At 71.5% G+C, this 23,681-nt stretch carries 20 protein-coding genes; 6 read left to right on the top strand and 14 right to left on the bottom strand.

Annotated features, from left to right (window positions below):
* On the bottom strand, positions 1-536 hold a 536-nt coding region (locus tag Vau01_RS03275), incomplete at its 3' end, for an electron transfer flavoprotein subunit beta/FixA family protein (RefSeq protein ID WP_203987001.1).
* Positions 537-691: 155 nt separating this feature from the next.
* Here Vau01_RS03275 and Vau01_RS03280 point away from each other — a divergent pair.
* Positions 692-1,063 (top strand): PLD nuclease N-terminal domain-containing protein, encoded by a 372-nt coding sequence (locus Vau01_RS03280; RefSeq protein WP_203987003.1) that lies wholly within the window; start codon positions 692-694, stop codon positions 1,061-1,063.
* Here Vau01_RS03280 and Vau01_RS03285 read toward each other — a convergent pair.
* Genes Vau01_RS03285 through Vau01_RS03305 form a run of 5 tightly spaced genes read right to left on the bottom strand, consistent with a single transcriptional unit; the run spans position 1,060 to position 6,102 of the window.
* Positions 1,060-1,443 carry a hypothetical protein gene (locus Vau01_RS03285; RefSeq protein ID WP_203987005.1) on the bottom strand — a complete coding sequence of 128 codons (384 nt, stop codon included), beginning with the start codon at positions 1,441-1,443 and terminating at the stop codon, positions 1,060-1,062. The genes Vau01_RS03280 and Vau01_RS03285 overlap by 4 nt on opposite strands.
* Positions 1,440-1,706, bottom strand: coding sequence for a hypothetical protein (locus Vau01_RS03290; RefSeq protein WP_203987007.1), 267 nt, complete (start codon positions 1,704-1,706; stop codon positions 1,440-1,442). Before Vau01_RS03290 ends, Vau01_RS03285 begins: the two co-directional genes overlap by 4 nt.
* A gap of 28 nt (positions 1,707-1,734) precedes the next feature.
* The gene (locus tag Vau01_RS03295; RefSeq protein ID WP_203987010.1) at positions 1,735-3,348 is read right to left on the bottom strand and encodes an acetolactate synthase; all 1,614 of its coding nucleotides are present in this window, start codon (positions 3,346-3,348) and stop codon (positions 1,735-1,737) included.
* 11 nt (positions 3,349-3,359) lie between these two features.
* Complete coding sequence (locus Vau01_RS03300) at positions 3,360-5,297, bottom strand: Hsp70 family protein (protein WP_203987013.1); 1,938 nt, start codon at positions 5,295-5,297, stop codon at positions 3,360-3,362.
* Positions 5,298-5,328: 31 nt separating this feature from the next.
* Positions 5,329-6,102 carry an enoyl-CoA hydratase/isomerase family protein gene (locus tag Vau01_RS03305; RefSeq protein ID WP_203987016.1) on the bottom strand — a complete coding sequence of 258 codons (774 nt, stop codon included), beginning with the start codon at positions 6,100-6,102 and terminating at the stop codon, positions 5,329-5,331.
* Positions 6,103-6,184: 82 nt separating this feature from the next.
* Here Vau01_RS03305 and Vau01_RS03310 point away from each other — a divergent pair, with 82 nt between their 5' ends.
* Positions 6,185-6,658 carry a DUF6232 family protein gene (locus Vau01_RS03310; RefSeq protein WP_203987018.1) on the top strand — a complete coding sequence of 158 codons (474 nt, stop codon included), beginning with the start codon at positions 6,185-6,187 and terminating at the stop codon, positions 6,656-6,658.
* Here the strand turns inward: Vau01_RS03310 and Vau01_RS03315 are convergent.
* Positions 6,655-7,491, bottom strand: coding sequence for an ABC transporter ATP-binding protein (locus Vau01_RS03315; protein WP_203987020.1), 837 nt, complete (start codon positions 7,489-7,491; stop codon positions 6,655-6,657). The two genes, Vau01_RS03310 and Vau01_RS03315, sit on opposite strands and share 4 nt — an antisense overlap.
* A gap of 76 nt (positions 7,492-7,567) precedes the next feature.
* Here Vau01_RS03315 and Vau01_RS03320 point away from each other — a divergent pair, with 76 nt between their 5' ends.
* The 3 genes from Vau01_RS03320 to Vau01_RS03330 are packed head-to-tail and all read left to right on the top strand — an operon-like array spanning position 7,568 to position 8,992.
* The gene (locus tag Vau01_RS03320) at positions 7,568-7,966 is read left to right on the top strand and encodes a hypothetical protein (protein ID WP_203987022.1); all 399 of its coding nucleotides are present in this window, start codon (positions 7,568-7,570) and stop codon (positions 7,964-7,966) included.
* Positions 7,966-8,352, top strand: coding sequence for a DCC1-like thiol-disulfide oxidoreductase family protein (locus tag Vau01_RS03325; protein ID WP_203987024.1), 387 nt, complete (start codon positions 7,966-7,968; stop codon positions 8,350-8,352). The genes Vau01_RS03320 and Vau01_RS03325 overlap by 1 nt, the downstream gene beginning before the upstream one ends.
* On the top strand, positions 8,315-8,992 hold the full coding sequence (locus Vau01_RS03330) for a TetR/AcrR family transcriptional regulator (protein ID WP_203987026.1): 678 nt from the start codon (positions 8,315-8,317) through the stop codon (positions 8,990-8,992). The genes Vau01_RS03325 and Vau01_RS03330 overlap by 38 nt, the downstream gene beginning before the upstream one ends.
* On the opposite strand, the gene Vau01_RS03335 is transcribed toward Vau01_RS03330, so the two are convergent.
* The 3 genes from Vau01_RS03335 to Vau01_RS03340 form a co-directional block, all read right to left on the bottom strand.
* Positions 8,964-11,684, bottom strand: a complete 2,721-nt coding sequence (locus tag Vau01_RS03335; protein WP_203987282.1) for an ATP-binding protein — start codon at positions 11,682-11,684, stop codon at positions 8,964-8,966. The genes Vau01_RS03330 and Vau01_RS03335 overlap by 29 nt on opposite strands.
* Before the next feature lie 470 nt (positions 11,685-12,154).
* A complete protein-coding gene (locus Vau01_RS64505; protein WP_275423908.1) occupies positions 12,155-12,280 on the bottom strand; it encodes a hypothetical protein in 126 nt (41 codons plus the stop codon).
* A gap of 249 nt (positions 12,281-12,529) precedes the next feature.
* Positions 12,530-14,422, bottom strand: a complete 1,893-nt coding sequence (locus Vau01_RS03340) for a penicillin-binding transpeptidase domain-containing protein (protein WP_203987028.1) — start codon at positions 14,420-14,422, stop codon at positions 12,530-12,532.
* A 142-nt stretch (positions 14,423-14,564) separates the two neighbouring features.
* Between Vau01_RS03340 and Vau01_RS03345 the strand changes: the two genes are divergently transcribed.
* Positions 14,565-19,478: an NAD-glutamate dehydrogenase gene (locus Vau01_RS03345; protein ID WP_203987284.1), complete on the top strand. Its 4,914-nt coding sequence runs from the start codon at positions 14,565-14,567 to the stop codon at positions 19,476-19,478.
* Between the two features lie 4 nt (positions 19,479-19,482).
* On the opposite strand, the gene Vau01_RS03350 is transcribed toward Vau01_RS03345, so the two are convergent.
* Genes Vau01_RS03350 through Vau01_RS03365 form a run of 4 tightly spaced genes read right to left on the bottom strand, consistent with a single transcriptional unit; the run spans position 19,483 to position 23,661 of the window.
* Positions 19,483-20,760, bottom strand: a complete 1,278-nt coding sequence (locus Vau01_RS03350) for an arginase family protein (RefSeq protein WP_203987030.1) — start codon at positions 20,758-20,760, stop codon at positions 19,483-19,485.
* A 14-nt stretch (positions 20,761-20,774) separates the two neighbouring features.
* Positions 20,775-21,701, bottom strand: a complete 927-nt coding sequence (locus tag Vau01_RS03355; protein WP_203987033.1) for a tetratricopeptide repeat protein — start codon at positions 21,699-21,701, stop codon at positions 20,775-20,777.
* A gap of 60 nt (positions 21,702-21,761) precedes the next feature.
* Positions 21,762-22,421, bottom strand: coding sequence for an Asp23/Gls24 family envelope stress response protein (locus Vau01_RS03360; RefSeq protein WP_203987034.1), 660 nt, complete (start codon positions 22,419-22,421; stop codon positions 21,762-21,764).
* A 52-nt stretch (positions 22,422-22,473) separates the two neighbouring features.
* Complete coding sequence (locus tag Vau01_RS03365; RefSeq protein ID WP_203987037.1) at positions 22,474-23,661, bottom strand: acetyl-CoA C-acetyltransferase; 1,188 nt, start codon at positions 23,659-23,661, stop codon at positions 22,474-22,476.
* Positions 23,662-23,681: the final 20 nt, after the last annotated feature.

Consider the following 23,681-nt stretch of genomic DNA (forward strand, 5'->3'; position numbering starts at 1 on the left):
TCCCACACGCTCACGATCGCGGGCGTCGACGCGGTGATCACCTCGTAGCCCTCGTCGGTCTGCCGCTCGGCGGTGAGGCTCGAACCGTCGACGGTGAGCTTGCGCACGCCGGTGACGGCGGCGATGCCCAGCCGCTCGGCCAGCATGTGCGCCATCACCTGGGTACGCGCGTCGGTGGACTCAGTACCGCAGAGCACCAGGTCGGCGCCCTGGGTCTCGATCGCCTTGGCGAGCACCTTGCTGGTGGCGACCGCGCAACTGCCGTGCAGCGCCGGGTCGACCACGTGGACGGCGGCGTCGGGGCCCATCGACAGGGCCTTGCGGACGGACTCGGTCGCGTGGTCGGGACCCATGGTCAGGATGACGACCTCGCCACCGTGCGCCTCCTTGATGCGCAACGCCTCCTCGATGGCGTACTCGTCCATCTCGTTGATCACGTTGTTGGCGGATGCCCGCTCGATGGTGTTGTCATCGGTACGCAGGCTGCGCTCCGCGCCAGAATCAGGCACCTGCTTCACAAGTACGACGATCTTCATGCTTGTGCGAAGCCCTCCCACCTAATGTTCGTTAAGTTTCGCGCCCAGATTACGGGACCCTCAGCTATGTTACCTACGAGTAGCTTACGGTCGGTCGGTGACACCGGTCACCGGTCCTCTACCCGACATCGCAACGCTACGTCATCATTGGCCTCATGCTCCGCTTGCTGCCGTTGCTACTGATCCTCGCTTTCACCCTGTACGCGTTGATCGACTGCCTGGCGCGCGACGAGGACGAGATCCGGGCCCTACCCAAGGTGATCTGGGTACTGATCATCCTGTTGTTCGCCCCGCTCGGCCCGATCGCCTGGTTCCTCGCCGGCCGGCCGCGTGGCGCGGCCGTGCGACGCGAGACCGGCGACTCCGACGAGATCGTCGGCGGCTACAGCCTGGGCAGCGGCTCCAGCGCCGGTCGCAACGGGCGCCCACTCGCACCGGACGACGACCCGGAGTTCCTCCGCCGCCTCGGCGAACAGCAGCGCGAACAGCAACGCCGCAAACCCAGCGACGAGACCGAAGAGCTTTAGAGCTCGACCACCGGCCACCCGTCGGGGAGTTCGAGGCGCAGCGCGTCGGCGTCGGGGGTGAGCAGCACGGCGCGCTGGCGCATCGCCTCGACCACGGCGTGGGCGCGGTTCAGGTCACCGGCCGTCGCGGCGATCCCGCCCAGCGCGAGCGCATCGTCGGCGTCGGGCGCCAGGACGCCGACGGCCGGCTGGCCGCACAACGCGTCGAGCAGGGCGACCTGCTCCTCGGAGGCGCGCCGGTACGCCTCGGCCAGGCTGATCAGCGGCAACGCCACCACGGTGTCGGTCTCCACGGCGCCGAACAGCAGCTGCCCCAGTTCCACGCTCGAGCCGTAGCGGAGCATCGCCGCCGCGTCGAGCACGTAACCGACCTGACTCACCGCCGGCGCCAGCGGGCCAACCGGGCGTCGGCCTGTTCGGCCAGCTCGGGCGTCACCGCGCCGTGGTCGTCGGTGATCCGGCGCAGCCCGGCCTCCTCGTCACCGTCACCGAACGTGATGCCGACGCGGTTGAGAAGGGCCAGGCTGCGCTCTCGTCGGATCTGGTGGCGCACCGCCTCGGCTACGAAACGTGAGACGTTGGGCTCAAGCGCGAGCCGCTCCGCGACGTCGTCCGGCAGCGAAACGGCGATCCGAACTGTCATACCCGAGAGGGTACGTGCGTAATACTTTTTAGGCCAGGTTCGCCGACCTCGGATACATGTCCGTCGGGTCGGTCAGCACGTTCACGAGGTACGGGACCCCCGACGCGAAGCCGCGGCGCAGCGCCGGCTCCAGTTCGCGCGCCACCGACACCGTCTCGCCGGCGCCGCCCATGGCCTTCACCACGTCGTCGTAACGGAGGCCGGGCTGCAGGTCGGCGGCCACGTCGTAGCCGTACAGCGCCTGCATCGGGTGCTTCTCCAGACCCCAGATGCCGTTGTTGCCGACCACGATCACCACCGGCAGGTTCTGCCGCACCAGCGACTCGACGTCCATGAGCGAGAACCCGGCCGCGCCGTCGCCCATCAGCACGCAGATCTGGCGGTCGGGATAGGTGACGCGGGCGCCCATCGCGTAGCCCATGCCGGTGCCGAGGCAGCCGTACGGGCCCGGGTCGAGCCAGGCGCCGGGCACGCCCGGCTCCAGGTACTTGCCGGCGTACGAGACGAAGTCGCCGCCGTCGCCGATGGTCACGGCGTCGGGGTCGAGCACCGCGCGCAGCGCGCCGTAGACGCGGCTGGGCTTGATCGGGTCGGTGTCGGCGGCGAGCGCGTCGACCTCCTTGGCCCGCGCGGCGTCCTCCACCTCGCGCAGCTTGGCGACCCAGTCCTCGTGCCGGGCGCTCTTCTGCGCCAGGCCGGTGAGGATCAGGCGCAGGTCGCCGACCGGCGACGCGGCCGTCTTGGCGTGGCCGGCCCGCTGCGACTCGGCGTCGACGATGTGGATCACCTGGGCCTCGCCGTAGTCGCCGAACCCGAGGCGGAAGTCGAGCGGGGTGCCCACCACGCACACCACGTCGGCACCGGTCAGCGCCGCCTTGCGGGCGCGCGCGAACGCCAGCGGGTGGCCGGGCGGGAGCGCACCGCGTCCCATGCCGTTGGCGAAGACCGGGACCTGGAGCGCCTCCGCGGCCTCGCGCAGCGCGGCGACCGCGTCTCCGGTGTAGACATCGGAGCCGGCGATGAAGATCGGGCGTTCCGCGCGGGCCAGCAGCGCCACGGCGCGGGCAAGCTCGTCGGGGTCGGGCTCCTGCGGGGTGACCACGTGAGCGGCGCCGATCACGGCCTCCGCCTTGTCGAAGATGACCTCCAGCGGCGCGTCGACGAACACCGGTCCCCGGTGCGGTGCGATCGCCGCGGCGACCGCGCGGTGGATCACCTCGGGCGTCTGCGCGGTCGACATGATGGTCTCGGCGTGCTTGGTGACCGGGCGCACGATCGGCAGGTGGTCGATCTCCTGCAGGCTGCCGGCGCCCCAGCGGAACTGCGGCGCCCGCCCGCCGATCACCACGACCGGCGAGCCGTTGAAGTGGGCGCTGGTGATGCCGGAGATCCCGTTGGTGACGCCGGGTCCGGCCGTCAGCGCGGCCACGGCCGGCCGCCGCTGCAACTTCGCCACGGCCTCGGCCGCGAACACCGCCGACTGCTCGTGCCGCACGTCGAGCAGCCGGACGCCGGTGGTGTGCAACGCGTCGTACAGCGGGAACAGATGCCCGCCGGAGAGCGTGAACACCTCGGTGACGCCGTACGCGCGAAGCGCGGCGAGCATCAGGTCACCGCCGTGCCCGTTGATAGTTTCCGCCATAAGCGAGCAGGTTACGGCAGCGGCCAGTCTCCGGCCGTGAACCGGTAGGCGACGATTCCGCAGACGACCGGCGTGAGGATCAGCAGCATCGTCACGAAGACGGTCTTCAGCACGCGACTGCCGCCACCCCTGCTCCGCGCGACCCGGGCCGGCTCGCCGTACGCGGGTTCGGCGTACGCCGACTCCCGGTAGGCCGGCTCGTACTGCTGCGGCTCGCGGTAGGTCGGGCGGCTCACGCCGGGCGGGTACACCGGGTTCGCCTGGTTCTGCCGGTAGCTGGGGTTCGCCGGGCGCGGCGGGGGTTGCCGAGGGGGCGGGGGTTGCTGCACCGGCGGGGGCTGCTGCACCGGGGGCGCCTGCTGGAGGGCCGGCCGCGGTTCGATGGTCGGCGGGTAGGGGCCGACCCGCTGGGTCGCTTCCGGATCGAGCGGCGGCGATCCGTACACGGCGCCGCCCGAGACGGGCCGCCCCGGCGGAGCGGAGACCGGCCCGGCCGCCAGGCCGGCACCCGACACCGGGGCACCGGGTGCCGGCGCCCCGGATGCGGGCGCACCCACCGGCGTTCCGTACGACGGCCCCGAGGTCGGCGGCGCGCCGTAGGCCGGCCCGGAGGTCGGTGGCGTTCCGTAGGCCGGCCCGGACACCGGTGGCGTTCCGTACGCGGGGCCGGAGGTCGGCGGCGTGCCGTACGCGGGGCCGGAGGTCGGCGGCGTGCCGTAGGCCGGGCCCGAGGTCGGCGGGGTGCCGTACGCGGCTCCCGACGCCGGTGCGCCGGCGAGGCTCGGATCCATCAGGTCACCGGACGGCGTGAGGATCCGCGGCATGATCCCGGTCGACGGCCCGGCCACCGGGCGCACCTGCTCCGGCGTGGTTCCGGTGCCGGCCAGCAGGCTGCCCTCGGCCACCACGAGTTCCGGTGAGTCGATCACCACCGGCGGCTCGCCCAGGGCCCGGTGCAGCAGCGTGCCCACCAGCGGCATCCGGCTCGACCCGCCGACCAGGAAGACCCCGGCGAGGCGACCCTCCGGCAGCTTCGCCCAGCGGATCACGCCCTGGGTGACCCGGACCGTCTGCTCGACGATGCCCTGTGCCAGCCCTTCGAGTTCCTCGCGCGTCAGGCGCACGTCGAAGCCGAGCATCGGCACGTTGACGTCGGCCGCCGGCTGGCGGCTCAGGCGCTCCTTGGCCACGCGCACGTCGTCCCAGAGCAGCCGCCGCGCCCGGCGCTCGTCCACTGTGGACGGACGCTCCAGCCGGGCCCAGCCCTCGGCATCGCGCTCGACGGCGATCTTCCTGATGAATCCGATGATCGCCTCGTCGACGTCGAGGCCGCCGATGTCGTCGCGGCCGTCGACCGCGAGCACCTCGAAACCGCCCGCGGTGCGCGCCACCACGCTGGCGTCGAACGTGCCGGCGCCGAAGTCGTGCACCACGACCACCGAGCCGACCGGCACCTGGTGGCCGAGCACCTGGGTGAAGTAGGTGGCCGCCGCCACCGGTTCCGGTACGAGCCGCACCGGACCAAGGCCGGCCGCCGCCGCCGCGTCTGAGAGGACCAGCCGCCGGGTGGCCCCCCAGGCGGCCGGGCAGGTGATGGTGACCTGCGGGGTCACCCCGTTGCCGACGGTGCGCCGGAACTCGTCGACCACCCGGGTCAGCACGGCCGCCAGCAACTCGACGACCGGCGCCTCGCGGTCGCCGAGCAGCACCGAACCCTCGTCGATACGGCGCTTCGGGTTCGGCTCGAACCGGGCCGGATCGAGCCGGGCGCTGTGCACCGCGTCGCGGCCGACGATGATCGGGCCCGACGGCTCGGCGTACACGGCCGACGGCAACAGCGGCGACCCGTCGAAGAGCAGGGTCCGGGCGCGGCCGTCGGGGCCGCGCATCACCGCGACGGTGTTCGACGTTCCCAGGTCGACACCGAGCTCCACCCCAGCCGCGGACATAGGAGCGAGTGTAGGCGTGAGCGCTAGTTGATCATCGACCGGTGAAGCCCGGCTTCCGCTTCTCGACGAACGCGTTCATGCCCTCGACCTTGTCGTCGGTGGCGAAGAGCGCCGCGAACAGCTGACTCTCCCAGGCCAGGCCGGACGCGAGGTCCATCTCCAGACCGCCGTCGATGGCCAGTTTCGCGGCGCGCAACGCCTGCGCCGGACCGGTGACGTACGGCGCGACCATCGCGCGGGCGGTTTCATAGACGTCGGTCGCGGAGACCACCTTGTCGACGAGCCCCATCTGCAGCGCCTCCGCGGCGCCGACGAACCGGCCGGACATGATGAGATCTTTCGCACGCGCCGGTCCCACCAACCGGGACAAGCGCTGCGTGCCGCCCGCGCCCGGAATGATGCCCAGGTTGATCTCGGGCTGGCCGAGCTGTGCGTCGTCGGCCGCGACCCGCCAGTCGCAGGTGAGGGCGAGCTCACAGCCACCGCCGAGCGCGTACCCGTTGATCGCCGCCACCACCGGCTTGGGCACCCGGGCCAGCGCGTCGAACGCGCCGGTGAGCGCGGAGGCCCGGCCCGCCATCTCGGCGTACCCCAGGCCGGCCATCTCCTTGATGTCGGCGCCGGCGGCGAACACCCGCTCACCGCCGTAGACGATCACCGCGCGCACGTCGTCGGCCGCGGAGGCGGCGATGGCGGCCTCGCGAAGCTCCTCCTGTACCTGACGGTTGAGCGCGTTCATCTTGGGCCGGTCCAATCGGATCGTCCCGATGCCCTCAGCTACCTCAAGCCGGACGAACTCGCCCACCCTTGCCTCCTTGGGGATATCGCGTGGAGCCTGAAGCGTAAGCCGGCAGATGCCCGTATGGTTCTCGCTCGGGAGTGGTGAGATGACCACCTTTTACCGCGACAACGCGGTGTACGTCGGTAGCGACGGGCTCCAGGTGGAGGACCAGGCCTACCGCCTGTCCGACCTGGAACTGGTTTGGCACCGGCGCGGCCCGAGGGGTGCGCCGGGCGTAGCCCTTATCGCCGGGCGGTTCCTCCTCATTTTCGCGGTTCTGGGCGGCATCGCCGCCGCCGGCGCGGCGATGCGCGGCATCGACTTCGAGAGCTACGACAGCGGCACGATCCTCGCCGGCGCCGTAGCCGGGGTGGTACTGGCCGGCACCATCGGCCTCTTCCTGGTGGAGGGGGTGATCACGCTGATCGAGCGCTCCTACGAAAAGGGCGGCGTCGAGCACCAGATCTGGGCCCGCCACTCGAACACGGACATCCTGCTCTTCGCCACCCGCGACAAGCTCAGGTTCGGCAAGATCTACCGCGCGTTGCAGCGCGCGATCGAGCACAGCGAGGCCGCCTAGGCGCGCGCCGCCCACCGCCCGTCCACCTGGGTCAGCTTCAGCGGGATGTTGAACGTCTTCGAGAGGTGGTCGGGGGTCAGCACGTCGTCGAGCAGGCCCTGTGCCACCACCTCGCCGTCGCGGAGCAGCAGCGCGTGGGTGAAACCGGGCGGGATCTCCTCGACGTGGTGGGTCACCAGCACGAGTGCCGGCGCGTCGGGGTCGAGCGCCAGGTCGCTGAGCCGGCGGACCAGGTCTTCACGGGCGCCGAGGTCGAGGCCGGCGGCCGGTTCGTCGAGCAGCAGGAGTTCCGGGTCGGTCATGAGGGCCCGCGCGATCAGCGTCCGCTTCCGCTCGCCCTCCGACAGCGTCCCGAACAGCCGCTCGGCCAGGTGCCCCACGCCGAACTGCTCCAGCAGCGCCCGGGCACGGGCGGCGTCGAGGTCGTCGTACTTCTCCCGGTAGCGGCCCACCACCGACCAGGACGCCGTGAGCACCACGTTGAACGCCGTCTCGTCGGGCGGCATGGTCTCGGCCAGGCCGGCGCTCGCCAACCCGATGCGGGTGCGCAGTTCGGCCAGGTCGACCCGGCCCAGCCGTTCGCCGAGCACGTGCACCTTGCCGCGGGTGGGGTGCATGCGGCCGGAGGCCAGGTTGAGCAGCGTGGTCTTGCCGGCGCCGTTCGGCCCGAGCACCACCCAGCGTTCGTCGAGTTCCACCTCCCACGAGATGTCGCGAATCAGGTGGTTGCCGCCGCGCGTGACGGTGGCCCGCTCGACGGTGATGACGGCGTCCGGGTTCACGGCGTCAATCCAACCATGTCGGCGGCGGGACAACCGGGAGGCCGAGGTCACTCTTGAACATGTTCAAGTCCGGGCGTAGCGTGGCCGGCAGAGAACTTGAACATGTTCAAGAACGGGGAGGACGGGAATGGACCCGAAACTCGCGATGTACCTGGGGTACCTGACGCTGAGCCTGGTGCTCACCGCCTGGGTGTCGCGCTCGCTCTACCGCAACGGACAGGTGTTCCTCGACGACGCACTGGGGAACGAACGGCTCGCGCTCTCCATCAACCATCTGCTGGTGGTCGGCTTCTGGCTGCTGAACGCGGGCTTCGTGGCCGTCGCCATCCGGGTCGAGGGGCAGGTGACGGACGCCACCGCCGCCGTCGAGACGCTGTCGATGAAGCTCGGCCTGGTGCTGCTGGTGCTCGGCGGGGTGCACCTGTTCAACATCTACGTGCTCAACCGGTTCCGCCGCCGGCGGATGCTGGAGAACGCGCCGCCGCCGGTGCAGCCGAGCATGTACCTGCCACCCAGTGGTGCGTGATGATCCGGCGGCTCACGGTCCTGTACGACGCCGCCTGCCCGATCTGTCGACAGGCCAGGTTGTGGCTGGGCAGGCAGCCTGCGCGCGTATCCCTTGATTTTGTCGAAGCCGGATCGCCGATGGCCCGGCGCCGGTACCCGGGCCTCGACCACCGCGCGACGCTGCGCGACATCACCGTGGTAGCCGACACGGGGGCGGTCTACGTCGGTGATGCCGCGTGGTTGACCTGCCTGTGGGCGTTGGACTCGTACCGCGCGCTCTCGTTCCGTCTCGCGCAGCGCGGCCTGCGCGGGGCGGCGCGGGAGATGGTCGCGATGGCGTCGGCGGCGCGGAACTGGCTCAAGGAAGATGACGGATGTGACACAACCGCCTGCGCAACGAGGTGAGCAAACCCGTCAGCTGATCATCGACACGGCGGTGCGGCTGTTCGGCGAGCAGGGCTACGAGAAGACGACGATGCGCGCCATCGCCACCGCGGCGGGGCTGGCGCCGAGCAACGCGTACTACTACTTCCCGTCGAAGGACCACCTGGTCCAGGAGTTCTACACGCGCATCCAGGTCGCGCACCGCGAGGCGGTGGCGCCGCACCTGGCCGTGCAGAGCGACTTCGGCACACGGCTGCACGCGGCGATGACCGCGGGGGTGACGGCGATGGAGCCGTACCACGCGTTCGCCGGGAAGTTCTTCCGCGTCGCGGCCGACCCGTCGTCGGCGTCGAACCCGTTCAGCGACGAGTCGGAGCCGGCGCGCACGATGAGCCAGGCGATCTTCCGCGACGTCGTCGGCGGGGCGACCACCACGATCGACCCGGAGCTGCGGGAGGTGCTTCCGGAGCTGCTGTGGCTCGCTCAGCTCGGGGTCACGCTGTTCTGGGTCTACGACCGGTCGCCCGGCCGTGGCCGGACAAAACTGCTGGTGGACCGCGCGGTGCCGCTGATCGACCGGATGGTCGGCCTGTCTCGCCTGCGGGTGCTGCGGCCCGCCGTGCGGGAGGCGCTCAGCCTGTACCGGGCGCTGCGGAACTGATCCGGTCGGCGACCTGGGTGCGCGAACTGACGCCGAGCTTGCTCAGGATGTTCGAGACGTGCACCGCCGCCGTACGGGGCGAGATGAACAGCCGCCGGGCCAGCTCGGCGTTCGTGAGGCCCTCCGCCAGCAGGTGGGCGACCTCCAGCTCCCGCGGGGTGAGCTGGGAGTCTCCGCCGACCGGGTGCTCCCGCGCGCCGAGCAGGTCGCGCAGTTCAGCCAGCTCGGCCACGCGCCAGCCGTCCCAGTTCTCCAGCAGCCGGGTGGCCGGGTCGAGCAGCGCCGCCGCCTCGTCGCGCCGACCGAGGGCGACCAGGCACCGGGCCGCGCCGACGTGCGCGGTGCCGCGGACGGCGGCCGGCAGGTCGTCGGCGAGCATCGCCCGCCGGTAGCCGTCCAGCGCCTCGGCCGGGTGCCGCTCGGCCTCCGTGAGCTGGGCCTCGACCAGGGTGCGCCAGTTCTCGGCGAAGCCACCCATGTTGGCGCTCAACGGACGCAGCCGCTCCGGTGCGATGCGCGCGAACAACCCGGCCGACACCAGGTCGTGCAGCATGTCGCCCCAGATCTTGCGGCCGTCGGCGGCGTTGAGGAGTTCGTCCAACGCCCGCTCGGCCGCGGCCTGATCGCCCTGCCGGCAGGCGACGTGGTACGCCAGCCCGAGGATGCCGGTGCGCCCCTTGCTGAACGCCGACATGCTCTCCATGAGGCGGACGCTGATCGACGCGGCGAGGTCGACGTCGCCGGCCTCCAGCGCCAGGCCGGCCCGGAACGCGCCGTGGTAGTCGTCGCCCTGGCTGGTGCGCAGCACGCCCTGGTCGCGCCGCCGGCCGTCGTCGATCGCGGCGATCGCCGCGGTGAGGTCGCCGTCGTGGATCGCCAGCGACGCCCGGCCCTGGAAGTAGGCGGCGACGGCGAGCGAGTCGAACCCGGCCTTCTCGGCCGCGATTCGCATGTGTTCGAGCAGGTCGCGCTGCTCGTCGGCGCTCAGCGGATAGGGCGTGCTGAGCAGATTGTTCAGCGCCCTCGCCTTCGCCAGCCACACGCCGGCCTTCTCCGCCTCGTCGGCCACCTCGCGCAGCAGCGCCCGGCCGGAGTCGACCTGCGCCGGGTCGTTGACCAGCGCCGAGCCCTTCTCCACCAGCGCGGTGACCCGGATGTCGGGCAGGCCCAGCCGGTCGGCCAGCTCGACGGCCTTGTCGGCCCAGCGCAGCGCCGGCTGCGTGAGGTCGCGCAGCATGAACGACTGGGCGATCGCCGCCATCGCGGCCGCCCGCTCCTCGTTGTCGGGCAGGTCCTGGATCGTCTCGCAGAGCCGGTCGATCAGCGACGACATCTCGTCGCGCCGGCCGCTCTCCCACGCGACCCGGGCCATCAGCCGCAGCGCGCCGGACCGCTCGCCGGTGTTGGTGGCGCAGCGCAGGCACATCTTGGCGTACCGGTGGGCGTCGTCGAGGAGACCGACCAACCAGGCGCTTCGCGCCGCGACGGCGAGCAGTTCCACGTCGTCGGGCACCTCGGCCAGGCCCATCTCGGCCAGCTGCAGCGCCTGGTACGTGGAGCCCATGCGCAGGTACTTCTCCACGCCCCGGCGCACCGCCGCGACCATGTCGTCGTACCGGCCGGCGCCCTTGGCGTGGTGGGCGATCAGCGCCACGTCGGAGTCGTCGGCCGCCGCGAGCGTCTCGTAGGCCAGCTCGTGCAGGCGGCGGCGCTGCCGGCCGAGCAGCTGCTCGGAGATCGCCTCGCGGGCCAGCGCGTGCCGGAACCCGAACTCGTCGTCGCCCAGCTCCACCAGCAGGCCGCGGCGCACCAGCTCGCGCAGCACCTCGATCAGGTCGTCTTCGGCCAGCCCGGTGACGACCGCCAGCAGGTCGAACGGCACCTTCCGGCCGAGCACCGCCGCCGCCTCGATCACGCGTTCCTGCGTGTGGTCGAGCTCGTCGAGCTGGCGGCGCAGGGTGTCGGCCAGGTTCCACGGCAGCGGGTCGACGCTGAGCTTGCGCAGGTCGAGCTCGCCGCCGCCGGCCGCCTTCACCAGCTCTTCGAGGAAGAACGGGTTGCCGCCGGTGCGGTTCTGCAGCGCGACCGCGGCCCGGTACGGCGGCCGCCGCCCGGTCATCGCGGTGAGCAGGGCACTGGTGTCGTCGAGGCTGAGGCGTTCCAGCCGCACGTAGGTGACCGGGTACCGCCGTTCGAGCCGGGTGAGCAGGTCGGCGGCGGGGTTCCGGCGGTCGACCTCGCCGGGCCGGTACGTGCCCACCAGCAGCCGCGAGCCGGGCAGGTCGCCGAGGCGCTCGAACAGCGCGACGCTCTCCGAGTCGGCCCAGTGCAGGTCTTCGAACACGACCACGTCGGGGTCGTTGGCCCGCACCGCGTCGAGGCCGGCGCGCAACCGCTCGACCGGCCCGACCGCCGGGTCGGCGATCGCCGCCTGCAGTTCGGCCGCGGCGCCCGGTGCGGCGCCGTCGAGCGCGTCGAGGAGAAGTTCGAAGGGACGCCCGAGAGCGCCCGGGTCGGCCTGCCCGATCAGCGTTCCGGATCGTGTCGCCATGCCCGAGATCAGCTCGTGCACCAGGCGGCTCTTGCCCACGCCCGGTTCACCGGCGATCAACGCGATTCCCGGCTGCGCGCCATCGCGCGCCGCATCGAGGAGGCCGCGCAGGCGCCTCAACTCGTCGGCACGACCGATCATCACGGGGCTGACACCACTGCGGCCGGCGCGCACGCGGCAAGACTACCGGCGCGGTGAGACATAAATAGCGATGTGACCGCGGAGCGGGTGGGCTCCACGGTCACATTCGTCTGCTGGCGGGTTTTCACGGGCCTCACACCTTGCGCTGCCTGCGGCTGCGCCTGGCGCGCTCCCGATCCTGGTCCCGGTTCCGGCGGAGGTGAGCCGCCTCACGCGGGCTCACCTCGTTCCACGACGCCTGCGTGATCCACGGCGTACCGAGCGGGCTGATGATCATGACTGTCCTCCGGCTAGTTCCTTCGTGGCTTTCCTTCCGGTGCCGACCACGCCCCGTGACGTGGCCGGCCCCGGCGTTCGCCTCCGCGCCGGCGGCCAGCGCGGGTGACTGACGAGCGTGACGCTCGAGCCGCCGAACTCGCCGAGCACGGTGGCCATACCGGCGCCCAGGAGTGGGCGCCGGTACGTGTGGCTCACTGGCCGTCCCGCCGCGTGGCGCGGCGGATCCGGTTGACGAAGCCCTGCTCCCGGGCCTCACGGCGGAGCTGGGACTGACGGTCGCGGACGAGTTCTCGGATGACTTCCGGGTGCGTGTTCATGCTCAATATGCTGCTCTTCGCAGCGCCCGGTCACATCGGCATCGACTGCGTATCTTCCCTGCTCAACACCTACGTACGCCCCCGGCTACGCATGCGTAGGGCACCTACGCATACGTACCCGGGGGCCGGGTCATTTCCGGAACATCGCGCGGATCGCGGCCAGCAGCAGGAGGACGCCGAGCACCGCGCCGACGAGCCGGACCGCGGGGATCTCGGTCCAGCTCTGCTCGGCCGCCAGGAACAGCATCGCTACACCCCCGCGGCCTGCAGGAACTTGCCGGCGAGCGGAACGGCCGTCGCGGCGCCGCCACCGCCGTTCTCGACGAACACCGCGAACGCGAGGTCGCCCTTGAAGCCGATGAACCAGGCGTGCGTCTTCGTCGGGTCGGCCGAGTCGAACTCCGCGGTGCCGGTCTTGCCGTAGAGCGGCGCGCCGGCCAGGCCCTTCAGCGCCACCCCGCTGCCCGAGGTGACCACCTCACGCATCATCGTGCGGAGCGGGTCGAGCGTCGTCGCCTTGAGTTCGGGTCCGTCGGGTGCCGGGCTCGCCGGTGCCGGGTCGGTGATGAGAACCGGCTGCTTCCAGCGTCCCCGCGCCACCGCCGCGGCGGCCGCGGCCATCGCGACCGGCGAGACCACCGTGGTGCCCTGGCCGAACGCGGCCGCGGCCTTCTCGGTGGCCGAGCCCCCGGTGGACACCTTGCCGGAGAACGTCTCGATGCCCAGGTCCCACTTCGCACCCAGGCCGAGCGCGGTGCCGGCGGTGGCCAGGCCGTTGTCGCCGAGTTTCGGCGCGAGCGCCACGAACGCCGTGTTGCACGACTTCGCGAACGCGGTGCGCCACGGCACCGTGCCGAGGGCGCCGAGGCCGTCGGAGTTCTTGAACGTGCGGCCCTCGACCACCGTCGTCGCCGGGCAGTCCACCGGGGTGTCGAGCGTGACCGCACCGGCTTCGAGCAGGCCGTACGTGGAGACCATCTTGAACGTGGAGCCGGGCGGCACCTGCGCGGTGAAGGCCAGGTTGAGGTTGCTGCCGCCGGGTCCGTTCGCGACCGCGACCACGGCGCCGTCGCTGACCCGCACCGCGACCAGCGCCGAGCGCCGGGCCTCCGCGGCGAGCGCGGCGTCGGCCGCGTTCTGGATCTTGACGTCGAGCGTGGTCTTCACGGGTTGGCCGGCCGCCGGCGCCGCCTCGAACAACACCTGCTCGCTCGCCTTGATGGTGACGCCCTGGCCGCCGCGCAGCCGGTCGTCGTACTTCTGCTGCAGACCCGACAGGCCGACCCGGTCGCCGGCTTTGTACTTGCCCGGGTTCTTGTCGAGGATCTCCTTGGTGACCTCGCCGGTCTGGCCGAGCACCGCCCGGGCGAACGCCGCGGTGGGCGCCAGCGGCTGCACCGCCTCCCGGAACACCGTGCCCTGCACGTTGCGCAGGTCGCTGCGGACCGTGTCGTAGACCTCCCGGCGCAGCGTGACGACCTCGATGAACGTCGTGGGGCTGGCCGCCGTCCGGATCCGCTCGGGCAGCGTGCTGAGGTCGACGTTGACGCCGATCTCGGTGAAGACCGACTTGAGGACGCCGATCAGCACGGTCTGGTCGGTGATCCGCTGCGGCTCGACCCCGACGACCACCACCGGCTTGTTGGTGACCAGCGGCTGGCCGGCGCCGTCGAGGACCGCGCCGCGGTCGGCCTGCGTGACCGTCGCCTCCAGGCTCGCGCCGGTGGGCAGGTTGGGGACGATCGTCTGCGGCGAGAACACCGGCAACCAGTCGTCGCCGCGCTTCACCAGGCGCACCGTCGTGTCGTAGGTCCAGGTGACGGCGTCGGTGACCGGCCAGGCCACGGTGACCGTGGCCCGGGCCGAGGTCTTCTTGATCTCGGGCTTCCCCTTGATCGTGACCTTCGGCCGCCGGGCGGCGAGGTCACCTTCAGTTTTCGTCAATTCTGTCTGCGCGGCGTCGCCGGTCAGCGCGCTGCCGTTGGAGTCGGCCAGCTTGCGTCCGCCCAGCTTGCCGGTCTGCCAGGCCGAGACGAACCCCTTCAGGGCCTGCTCCGCCGCATCGTCCTCGCCGCACGCGCTGAGCCCGCCGGTACCCAGCACCACCACGGCCAGCACGCCGATCAGCCTCTTGAAGGTCACGTCCCCCGCCTCTCCCCGGACTCATTGTCCGATACGCATCAACCGCGACGACCGTTCGGTTACGTGTGAGCCGGCGAGGGCACACCCTAGGCTGGTGCGCGAGGAAACCCACAGCGTGGTGGGCGAGGGGAGTGTGTGTGCCATGCGCAGTACGGGCCAGCAGGAGGAGGATGTCGCGGCAGCGACGGACGGGTACGACGACGACGTCGACTCCGACGCTCCGGTACCGAACGCCGATCGGCTGGTCGCCGAGTGCGTCGCGCTCGCGAAGAAGCGGGCGGCCACCGATCCGCAGCTGTGCGAGCTCGTCTCCCAGTACTGGCGGCTGGTACCGCACGAGGAGATGGTCGGACGGTCGGCGACGGCTCTGCTCAACGCGACCGTCTCGCATCGCGAGCTGGCCGGCGAGCGGGTCCGTGGGCAGCTGAAGGTCCGGATCTCGCTCGCCCCCGACGACACCCACACCGCGATCGAAATCGTCACCGACGACATGCCCTTCCTGGTCGACTCGGTCACCGCCGCCTTGACGGCCCGCTCGCTCGACGTCCACCTCCTCGTGCACCCCCTCTTCGTGGTCACGCGGGAAGGGCTCGGCCGGTTGCGGGAAATCCACCTCGATCGCGAACCCGAGCACGCGCAGGGCAGTGCCGCCGCCGCGGGCCCGGAGCAGATCGTCGAGAGCTGGATGCGCATCGAGGTCGATCCGCTACGCGATCCGGCCGGGCGGGAGGCGCTGCACAACGACCTGGTGCGGGTGCTCACCGACGTGCGCGAGACGGTCGAGGACTGGCCGCGCATGCGGGTACAGGCGCTCAGCCTCGCCGACGAGCTCGCCAGCGCCCAGCTACCGGTGCCCGACAAGGACATTACGGACTCGATCGAGCTGCTGCGATGGCTCGTCGACGACCACTTCACGTTCCTCGGTTACCGCGAGTACAGGCTCACCCGCAACGACGCCGGCGAGCTCGTCCTCACCGCGAAGCTCGGCAGCGGCCTGGGCATCCTGCGCGGCGACCAGCCCCACGGCCGCGTCCTCAGCAGCATGAGCCCGGAGGCGTACGCGAAGGCGCTGGAGAAGCGGCTGCTGATCATCACCAAGGCCAACTCGCGGGCGTCCGTGCACCGCGCCGCCTACCTGGACTACATCGGGTTCAAGGTGTTCGACGCCAACGGCGAGGTGGTCGGCGAGCGCCGCTTCCTCGGGCTGTTCTCCAGCGCCGCGTACCGCACCAGCGTCCGGGAACTGCCGGTGGTGCGCCGCAAGGTCGCCGAGGTGCTGGAGCGCTCGGGCCTGAGCCCGCGCAGCCACTCCGGCAAGGATCTCATGGAGATCCTGGAGACCTATCCGCGCGACGAGCTGTTCCAGATCGCCACCGAGGAGCTGTACCGGTCGGTCATCGGGGTGCTGCGGTTGGCGGGCCGTCGCCAACTGCGGGTCTTCCTGAGACGCGATGCGTACGGGCGGTTCATCTCCTGCCTGGTGTACCTGCCGCGGGACAAGTTCACCACCGGCAGCCGGGTGAAGATGCAGGAGATCCTGCTCCGCGAGCTGAACGGCATCGGCGTCGACTACACCACGCGGGTCACCGAGTCGCCGCTGGCACGCGTCCACTTCATTGTTCGGACCGACCCGCAGAACCCGCCCGGCGAGATCGACCACGACGGGCTCATGGGCCAGCTCGCGGCCGCGACCCGGCAGTGGGAGGACGACTTCCGCCTGGTCCTGGAGAACAAGATCGGCGAGGGCCCGGCCAAGGAGCTGTACCTGCGGTACGCCTACGCGCTGCCGGAGACCTACAAGGACGAGCACGACCCGTTCGAGGCGAACAAGGACATCGCCAAGCTCGAACTCCTCGACGAGCCCGGCGAACTGGTGATGCACCTGTACCGCAAGCGCCGCGACGACGAGGACGTGCGGTTCAAGGTGTACCGCTACGGCGAGCCGATGATGCTGTCGACCGTGCTGCCGGTGCTGCACTCGCTCGGCGTCCGCGTCACCGACGAGCGGCCGTACGAGGTCACCCGCGAAGAGGGCACGGTCTACCTGTACGACTTCGGCCTGCAGTTACCGGCCCGCTCGCGCGAGGTCGCCGAGGTGCGCGCGCAGGTGGAGAACGCGTTCTCCGCGGCGTGGCGGGGCGAGGCGGAGGTCGACGGGTTCAACGCGCTGGTGCTCACCGCCGGGCTCACCTGGCGGCAGGTCGTGGTGCTCCGCGCGTACGCGAAGTACCTGCGCCAGGCCGGCACGAACTTCTCCCAGGAGTACATGGAGGCCACCCTGCTGGCCTACCCGGGGATCGCGGCGCTGCTGGTCGCGCTGTTCGAGACCCGCTTCGACCCGGTGCTGCGGCTGGCCGACGAAGACCGTCAGCTGCAGTCCAAGGAGCTGATCGCGGCGCTGCACAAGCAGCTCGACAGCGTGCACAGCCTCGACCAGGACCGCATCGTCCGCTCGTACCTGACGCTGATCACCTCGACGCTGCGCACCAGCTTCTTCCAGAAGGACCAGGGCCGGCCGAAGTCGTACGTGGCGTTCAAGCTCGACCCGCAGTCGATCCCCGAGCTGCCGGCGCCGCGCCCGAAGTTCGAGATCTTCGTGTACTCGCCCCGGTTCGAGGGCGTGCACCTGCGGTTCGGCTCGGTCGCCCGGGGCGGCCTGCGCTGGAGCGACCGGCGGGAGGACTTCCGCACCGAGATCCTCGGCCTGGTCAAGGCGCAGATGGTGAAGAACGCGGTGATCGTGCCGACCGGCGCGAAGGGCGGCTTCGTGCTGAAGCAGAAGCCGGGCGACCGCGACGAGGGCGTCACCTGCTACAAGCTGTTCATCACGGCGCTGCTCGACGTCACCGACAATCTCGTCGACGGCGCGATCGTGCCACCGCCGGAGGTGGTCCGCCACGACCCCGACGACCCGTACCTGGTCGTCGCCGCCGACAAGGGCACCGCGACGTTCTCCGACATCGCCAACGAGATCTCGGTGCGCAAGCGCTTCTGGATGCAGGACGCGTTCGCGTCGGGCGGCTCGGCCGGCTACGACCACAAGGGCATGGGCATCACCGCGAAGGGCGCCTGGGAACTGGTCAAGAAGCGGTTCCGCGACCTCGGCTGCGACACCCAGTCGCAGGAGTTCACCGTGGTCGGCGTCGGCGACATGTCCGGCGACGTGTTCGGCAACGGCATGCTGCTCAGCGAGCACATCAAGCTCGTGGCCGCGTTCGACCACCGGCACATCTTCATCGACCCGTCGCCCGACCCGGCCGCGGGCTACGCCGAACGCCGGCGCCTGTTCGAGCTGCCGCGCTCGTCGTGGGCCGACTACGACGCCCGGCTCATCTCCGCCGGTGGCGGGGTCTTCGAGCGGACGCTCAAGAAGGTGCCGATCTCACCGGAGGCGCGCGCCGCGCTCGACCTGCCGGCCTCCGTGAAGGTCCTGACGCCGGCCGAGCTGATGAAGGCGATCCTCAAGGCACCGGTCGACCTGTTCTGGAACGGCGGCATCGGCACGTACGTCAAGGCCGCGGGCGAGTCGCACGTCGACGTCGGCGACAAGGCCAACGACGCGATCCGCATCAACGGCCGCGAACTGCGGGCCAACGTGGTGGGCGAGGGCGGCAACCTCGGCCTCACCCAGCTCGGACGCATCGAGTACGCCCGGTTCGGCGGTCGCGCGGGCACGGGCGGCCAGGTGGCGTCGGACTTCATCGACAACTCCGCCGGCGTCGACTGCTCCGACCACGAGGTCAACATCAAGATCCTTCTGGGACGCGCGATCGCGGCCGGCGACCTGGCCGAAGCCGACCGCAACGACCTCCTGGCGGCGATGACCGACGAGGTCGGCGAGCTCGTGCTGCGCGACAACTACGACCAGGCGATCGCGCTCGGCAACGCGATGTCGCAGGCCCATTCGCTGCTGCCGGTGCACCGCCGGCTGATCTCGGAACTGGAACGCCGCGGCGCGCTCGACCGCGAACTGGAGGACCTGCCCAGCGACGAGGAACTCGCCGTCCGCGGCGAGCAGGGCACCGGGCTCACCGCGCCGGAGTTCTCCGTGCTGCTGGCGTACGTGAAGATCGTGCTGGAGAAGGAGATCCTCGACTCGTCGGTGCCCGACGAACCGTGGACCGTCGGCGTGCTGCGGAACTACTTCCCGACGCCGCTGCGGGAACGGTTCGCCGCGCACATGGCCGAGCACCCGCTGCGGCGCGAGATCGTCACCACCGTGCTCGTCAACGAGGCGGTCAACCGCGGCGGCACGTCGTTCTTCTACCGGGCCACCGACGAAACCGGTGCCACCTGGCCCGACGTCCTCCGCGCGTACGTGGTGGTGCGCGAGGTGTACGGGTTGCGGGAGTTGTGGCGGGCCACCGAGGCGCTCGACAACAAGGTCCCCACCGAGGCGCAGACGCTCGTGTACCTGGAGGGTCGCCGGCTGCTCGACCGGTCGGTGCGCTGGCTGGTGTCGAACCGGCGCCCGCCGATCGACGTCACCGGCGAGATCGCGCGGATCCGGCCCGGCGTCGACGCGCTCATGCCGCGACTGGACTCGCTGTTCCGCGGCGGCGAACGCGCGTCGCTCGAGCGTCACGCCGACGGGATGACCGAGGCCGGCCTCCCCCGCGACCTGGCCGACTGGGCCACCCGCCTGATGTACGGTTTCGGGCTGCTCGACGTGGTCGAGGCGGCGCACTCCACCGGCCAACCGCTGGAGGACGTGGCACGGGTCTACTTCGTGCTGTCGGAGCGCTTCCGCGCCGACGACCTGCTCTCCCGCATCTCCGCCCTGCCCCGGGCCGACCGGTGGCAGACCCTGGCCCGGATGGCCCTGCGGTACGACCTGTACGCCGCACTGGCCGGGCTGACCCAGGAGGTGCTGGCGAGCACCGCCGTCGACGCGAGCGCCGAGGAGCGCGTCCAGGAGTGGGAGCAGACGAACGCCGCGTCGATCACGCGGGCCAAGACCGCGATCGCCGAGCTGGAGGGCGCCGGCGACCTGGCCGCCCTCTCGGTGCTGCTCCGCCAGATCCGCACCCTGGTAAGGACGTCCGCCGCCGCCTGACCTGTCAGGTGGCGGGGCGGCGGCGGAGCTTGCCGGGGCCGTGGTCGACCTGGCGCTTCGGGGCCTTCGGCTCGTCGGGCGGGCCGGCCTGGGTCGGGACGGTCACCGGCTCGGCCGCGGGTCTGGGTTCGGGCGCCGGTTCGGGTTCGGGCGCTGGCCTGGGTTCGGGCGCTGGTCTGGGTTCGGGCGCCGCGGGAGCGGCGTCCGACGTCGCCTTCGGTTGCTCGGCCGGCTCCTCGGCGGCAGGGGCCTCGGGGGACCGCCTCGGTGCCGGCGCCTCCGGGGACTGCCGCGGTGCCGGGGCGAAATCGGCGAACGTGGAGCGGGCGATCGGGACCCGCGGCCGGCGGGCGCCGGAAGCCGAACCGGCGCCGTCGACCGGTGCGGCGCCGACCGGGGCCAGCCCGGTGACCAGCAGCTCGACGAGCTCACCGGCGTACTGGCCGTCGGGGTCGTAGTCGGGGTCGAAGACGGTCAGCTCGACGCCCAGGCAGCGGGACGTGTTGACCAGGCCGGCGAGCAGCAGCTCCAGCTCGGCGTACGCGATGCCGCCGGCGTCGGGCGCGTCGACGGCCGGCATCACGGCCGGGTCGAGCACGTCGACGTCGATGTGGACCCAGTAGCCGTCGCAGTCCTGCAGGACCTGCCGGGCCCACTGGGCGCTCCGCGCCGCGCCGTCGGACCGCAGCTCCGGCACCGCGCGGTAGGCGATGCCGGCCGCCTGCAGCTCGATCCGGTACTCGTCCTGCGGGCGGATGCCGAGCACCGCCACGTCGATGTCGCGGAAGTACGGCCGCCGGCCCTCGATGCCGGTGAGGTCGGGCTGGCCGCGCCCGGTGACGAGCGCCAGGTCCTCCCCCGCCGCCGCCCCGACGTAGGACGCGTTGCCGGGATGCCGGAAGTCGGAGTGCCCGTCGACGAAGACCAGCCCGTACCGCCCGTCGAGGCGACCCGCCAGGACCGCGGCGCCCAGGAGCACCGAGCAGTCGCCGCCGAGCACCAGGGGGAATTCGCCGGCCGCGATGATCGCCCCGATCCGGTCGGCGAGCTGCACCGAGTAGCGGGCGATGTCGGCGGCGTGCGCCACCCCGTCGCCCGGCCGCCAGTCGCCGGGGTCGTACCTCGGCGGGGTCAGGCAGCCGGCGTCACGGGCCTTCAGCCGGTCGATCAGCCGGTGGTCGCGGAGCGCGCCGGGAGCCTTGTAGCAACCCGGCACCGAGGTCGCGGTGGGCGGACGCAGGCCGAGGTTGCTCGGCGCGTCCAGGACGGCGATGCGACGCACGGCTGCGGCAGCCGTCAGAACAGCGCGCTGGCCAGGGCGCGCCGGGCCGACGCGACTGCGGGATCGTCCGGACCGGCCAGCGTGAACAGCGCCACCAGATGCTTGCGCGCCGTCTCCCGGTCGTCGCCGGCCGTTCGCCGCACCAGGGCGATCAGCCGGCTGTAGGCCGCCTCCGCCTGCCCGCTGAGCATCTCGACGTCGGCCGCCAGGGTCTGCGCGCCCACGTCGTCGGGCGACTCCTCGGCGGCCGCCAGCACCTTGCCCGGCACCTTGCCCTCGATGCGGCGCATGAGACCCACCTGGGCGAGCCCGGCCTCGGCGGCGGTGTCGTTCGGCGTCTCGCCGAGGATCTTCTTGAACGCCTGCTCGGCGGCGTCGAGGTCACCGACCATCAGCGCCTCGTCGGCGACGGCGAAGCGCGGGTCCTCCGACGACTCGACCTGTGCCCCGCCGGCCTTGAGCACCGCGTCGATGAACTGGCGCACCTGGGCCTCGGGCAGCACGCCGCTGAAGCCCTCCATCAGCTGGCCGCCGACCGCCACCATGATCATCGGGATGCCCTGCACCCGCAGCGCCTGGGCGATGCGGGGATTGCTGTCGACGTCGATCTTCGCGAGCACCCACGCGCCTCGGCCCTCGACCGCGAGCTTCTCCAGCACCGGTGACAGCTGCTTGCACGGCTGGCACCACTCGGCCCACAGGTCGATGACCACCGGCGTGGTGAGCGACCGCTCCAGCACTTCGGACTGGAACGTCGCCTCGGTGACGTCGACGACCACCGGACCGGCACCGGGCGGGCCGCTCCCACCGACCGGCCCCGCCGGTGCGTCGCCCGGGGGCGCACCGGCTGGTTTCGTGGCCGCGGGTGGCGTGCTCGGCCGGAGGGCGCCGAGATCCACGGCGCCACGTGTGAAGATGGACGATGCTGAACGCGGATCCATGGTTACCAAGTCTTGCACGTCGCCTGGACGACCGATGTGCCCCGGCGCGGTGACGATCAGCTACTCCGCGGGCTCTTCGAGGTGGATGTCGTCGATCACGATGTCGACCGCGGTGACATCGAGCGAGAACAGGTTCTCCAGCGCGCTGATCACCTTGGTACGGACCTTCTCGGTGACCGAGTGCACGGCGAAGCCGTACTCGATCACCAGGTGCAGGGTGACCGTGGCGGTCTTGCCGTCGACCCCGATCGCGAGCGTGCGCTCACCGTCGGCTCCCTCGCCCGCGGCGAAGTCGAACACGCCGGGCACCTCGCGGACCGCGAGCGTGGCGATCTTCTCGATGACGGGCGTGGGCACCGTGGTGGTGCCGCGCTCGGCCGTGCTGCGCAAGCGGTCGACCACCTGAACCGCCACCCTTCCCGACGTGCTGTTGGTCGCCACCGGATCGTCCGAGGCCTCGTCCGGCTCGTCGGCGGCGGCCTCCGCCTTGTCGAAACTCACCGCGCCCGTGGGCTCGCTCGCCGGACTCTCCGAACTCTCCTCATATGAAGAAGAGACGACGGCCGGCGGCGCGTGTCCGGGCGACGGGTCGACGTCGTACGACGCCACCGGCTGCTCGGGCTGCTCCGACGGCAGCGGCATGGGCTGCGGCGGAACCGGCTGGGGCGGGACCCCGGTGCCGTAGCCGTACTGCGGTGAGTTGTACGCCACGTCGGTCATCGATCGCTCCCCTGTCGGTCCTCCCCCGGCACACGCGAGGATAGCCGCATGGTCAACCTGTCTTCGGCACCCGGAGGAGCAGGGCGTCGCCCTGGCCCCCGCCGCCGCAGAGCGCGGCCGCGCCGAGACCGCCACCCCGGCGGCGCAGTTCCATGGCGAGCGTGAGGGCGAGCCGCGCGCCGGACATGCCGATCGGGTGACCGAGCGCGATCGCGCCGCCGTTGACGTTGACCTTGTCGGCGCCGACGCCGAGGTCCTTCATCGACTGCAGGCCGACCGCCGCGAACGCCTCGTTGATCTCGATCAGGTCCACGTCGTCGATGCTCCGGCCCTCCTTGCGGAGCGCGTGCGTGATCGCGTTCGCCGGCTGGGCGTGCAGGGAGTTGTCGGGGCCGGCCACGTTGCCGTGCGCGCCGATCTCGGCGAGCCACGTGAGACCGAGCTCCTCGGCCTTCGCCTTCGACATGACCACCACCGCGCACGCGCCGTCGGAGATCGGCGACGAGGTGGCGGCCGTGATCGTGCCGTCCTTCGCGAACGCCGGGCGCAGCTTCGCCAGCGACTCGGCCGTGGTCTCCGGACGGATCTGCTCGTCGTCGGTGACGAGGATCGGGTCGCCCTTCCGCTGCGGGATCTCCACCGGGACGATCTCCTCGGCGAAGTGCCCGTTCTTCTGCGCGGCGGCGGCCCGCTGGTGGCTGGCCGCGCCGAACGCGTCCTGATCCTCCCGGGTGATGCCGTAACGGGCGTTGTGACGCTCGGTGGACTCGCCCATCGAGCAGCAGTCCCAGGCGTCGGTGAGCCCGTCGAGCGCCATGTGGTCCTTGATCGTCACGTCGCCGTACTTGTAGCCGGCGCGCTGGCCCATCAGCAGGTGCGGCGCGTTCGTCATCGACTCCATGCCGCCGGCCACCACGATGTCGAACTCGCCGGCCCGGATGAGCTGGTCGGCCAGCGCGATCGCGTCGAGGCCGCTGAGGCAGACCTTGTTGATCGTGAGCGCGGGCACCGACATCGGGATGCCGGCACCGACGGCGGCCTGGCGGGCGGGGATCTGACCGGCACCGGCCTGCAGCACCTGGCCCATGATCACGTACTGCACCTGGTCGGGCGCGACGCCCGACCGCTCCAGCGCGGCCCGGATCGCGATCTCGCCGAGTTTGGTGGCCGGAAGGTCCTTCAGCGCGCCGAGCAGTCGACCCATCGGGGTGCGGGCGCCATTCACCATGACGGAACTCATCGGATACCCCCAGCGAGACT

The sequence above is a fragment of the Virgisporangium aurantiacum genome (genome assembly GCF_016863635.1).
Classification (GTDB): Bacteria; Actinomycetota; Actinomycetes; order Mycobacteriales; family Micromonosporaceae; genus Virgisporangium; species Virgisporangium aurantiacum.

What these genes read in the sequence shown, in the direction of transcription:
- Vau01_RS03300 (WP_203987013.1), bottom strand. Translation starts at nt 5,297, where the DNA reads ATGTCCGCGGCTGGGGTGGAGCTCGGTGTCGACCTGGGAACGTCGAAC.
- Vau01_RS64505 (WP_275423908.1), bottom strand. Translation starts at nt 12,280, where the DNA reads ATGAACACGCACCCGGAAGTCATCCGAGAACTCGTCCGCGACCGTCAG.
- Vau01_RS03355 (WP_203987033.1), bottom strand. Translation starts at nt 21,701, where the DNA reads ATGGATCCGCGTTCAGCATCGTCCATCTTCACACGTGGCGCCGTGGAT.
- Vau01_RS03290 (WP_203987007.1), bottom strand. Translation starts at nt 1,706, where the DNA reads ATGACAGTTCGGATCGCCGTTTCGCTGCCGGACGACGTCGCGGAGCGG.
- Vau01_RS03335 (WP_203987282.1), bottom strand. Translation starts at nt 11,684, where the DNA reads ATGATCGGTCGTGCCGACGAGTTGAGGCGCCTGCGCGGCCTCCTCGAT.
- Vau01_RS03360 (WP_203987034.1), bottom strand. Translation starts at nt 22,421, where the DNA reads ATGACCGACGTGGCGTACAACTCACCGCAGTACGGCTACGGCACCGGG.
- Vau01_RS03330 (WP_203987026.1), top strand. Translation starts at nt 8,315, where the DNA reads ATGACGGATGTGACACAACCGCCTGCGCAACGAGGTGAGCAAACCCGT.
- Vau01_RS03280 (WP_203987003.1), top strand. Translation starts at nt 692, where the DNA reads ATGCTCCGCTTGCTGCCGTTGCTACTGATCCTCGCTTTCACCCTGTAC.
- Vau01_RS03325 (WP_203987024.1), top strand. Translation starts at nt 7,966, where the DNA reads ATGATCCGGCGGCTCACGGTCCTGTACGACGCCGCCTGCCCGATCTGT.
- Vau01_RS03345 (WP_203987284.1), top strand. Translation starts at nt 14,565, where the DNA reads ATGCGCAGTACGGGCCAGCAGGAGGAGGATGTCGCGGCAGCGACGGAC.
- Vau01_RS03365 (WP_203987037.1), bottom strand. Translation starts at nt 23,661, where the DNA reads ATGAGTTCCGTCATGGTGAATGGCGCCCGCACCCCGATGGGTCGACTG.
- Vau01_RS03310 (WP_203987018.1), top strand. Translation starts at nt 6,185, where the DNA reads ATGACCACCTTTTACCGCGACAACGCGGTGTACGTCGGTAGCGACGGG.
- Vau01_RS03320 (WP_203987022.1), top strand. Translation starts at nt 7,568, where the DNA reads ATGGACCCGAAACTCGCGATGTACCTGGGGTACCTGACGCTGAGCCTG.
- Vau01_RS03295 (WP_203987010.1), bottom strand. Translation starts at nt 3,348, where the DNA reads ATGGCGGAAACTATCAACGGGCACGGCGGTGACCTGATGCTCGCCGCG.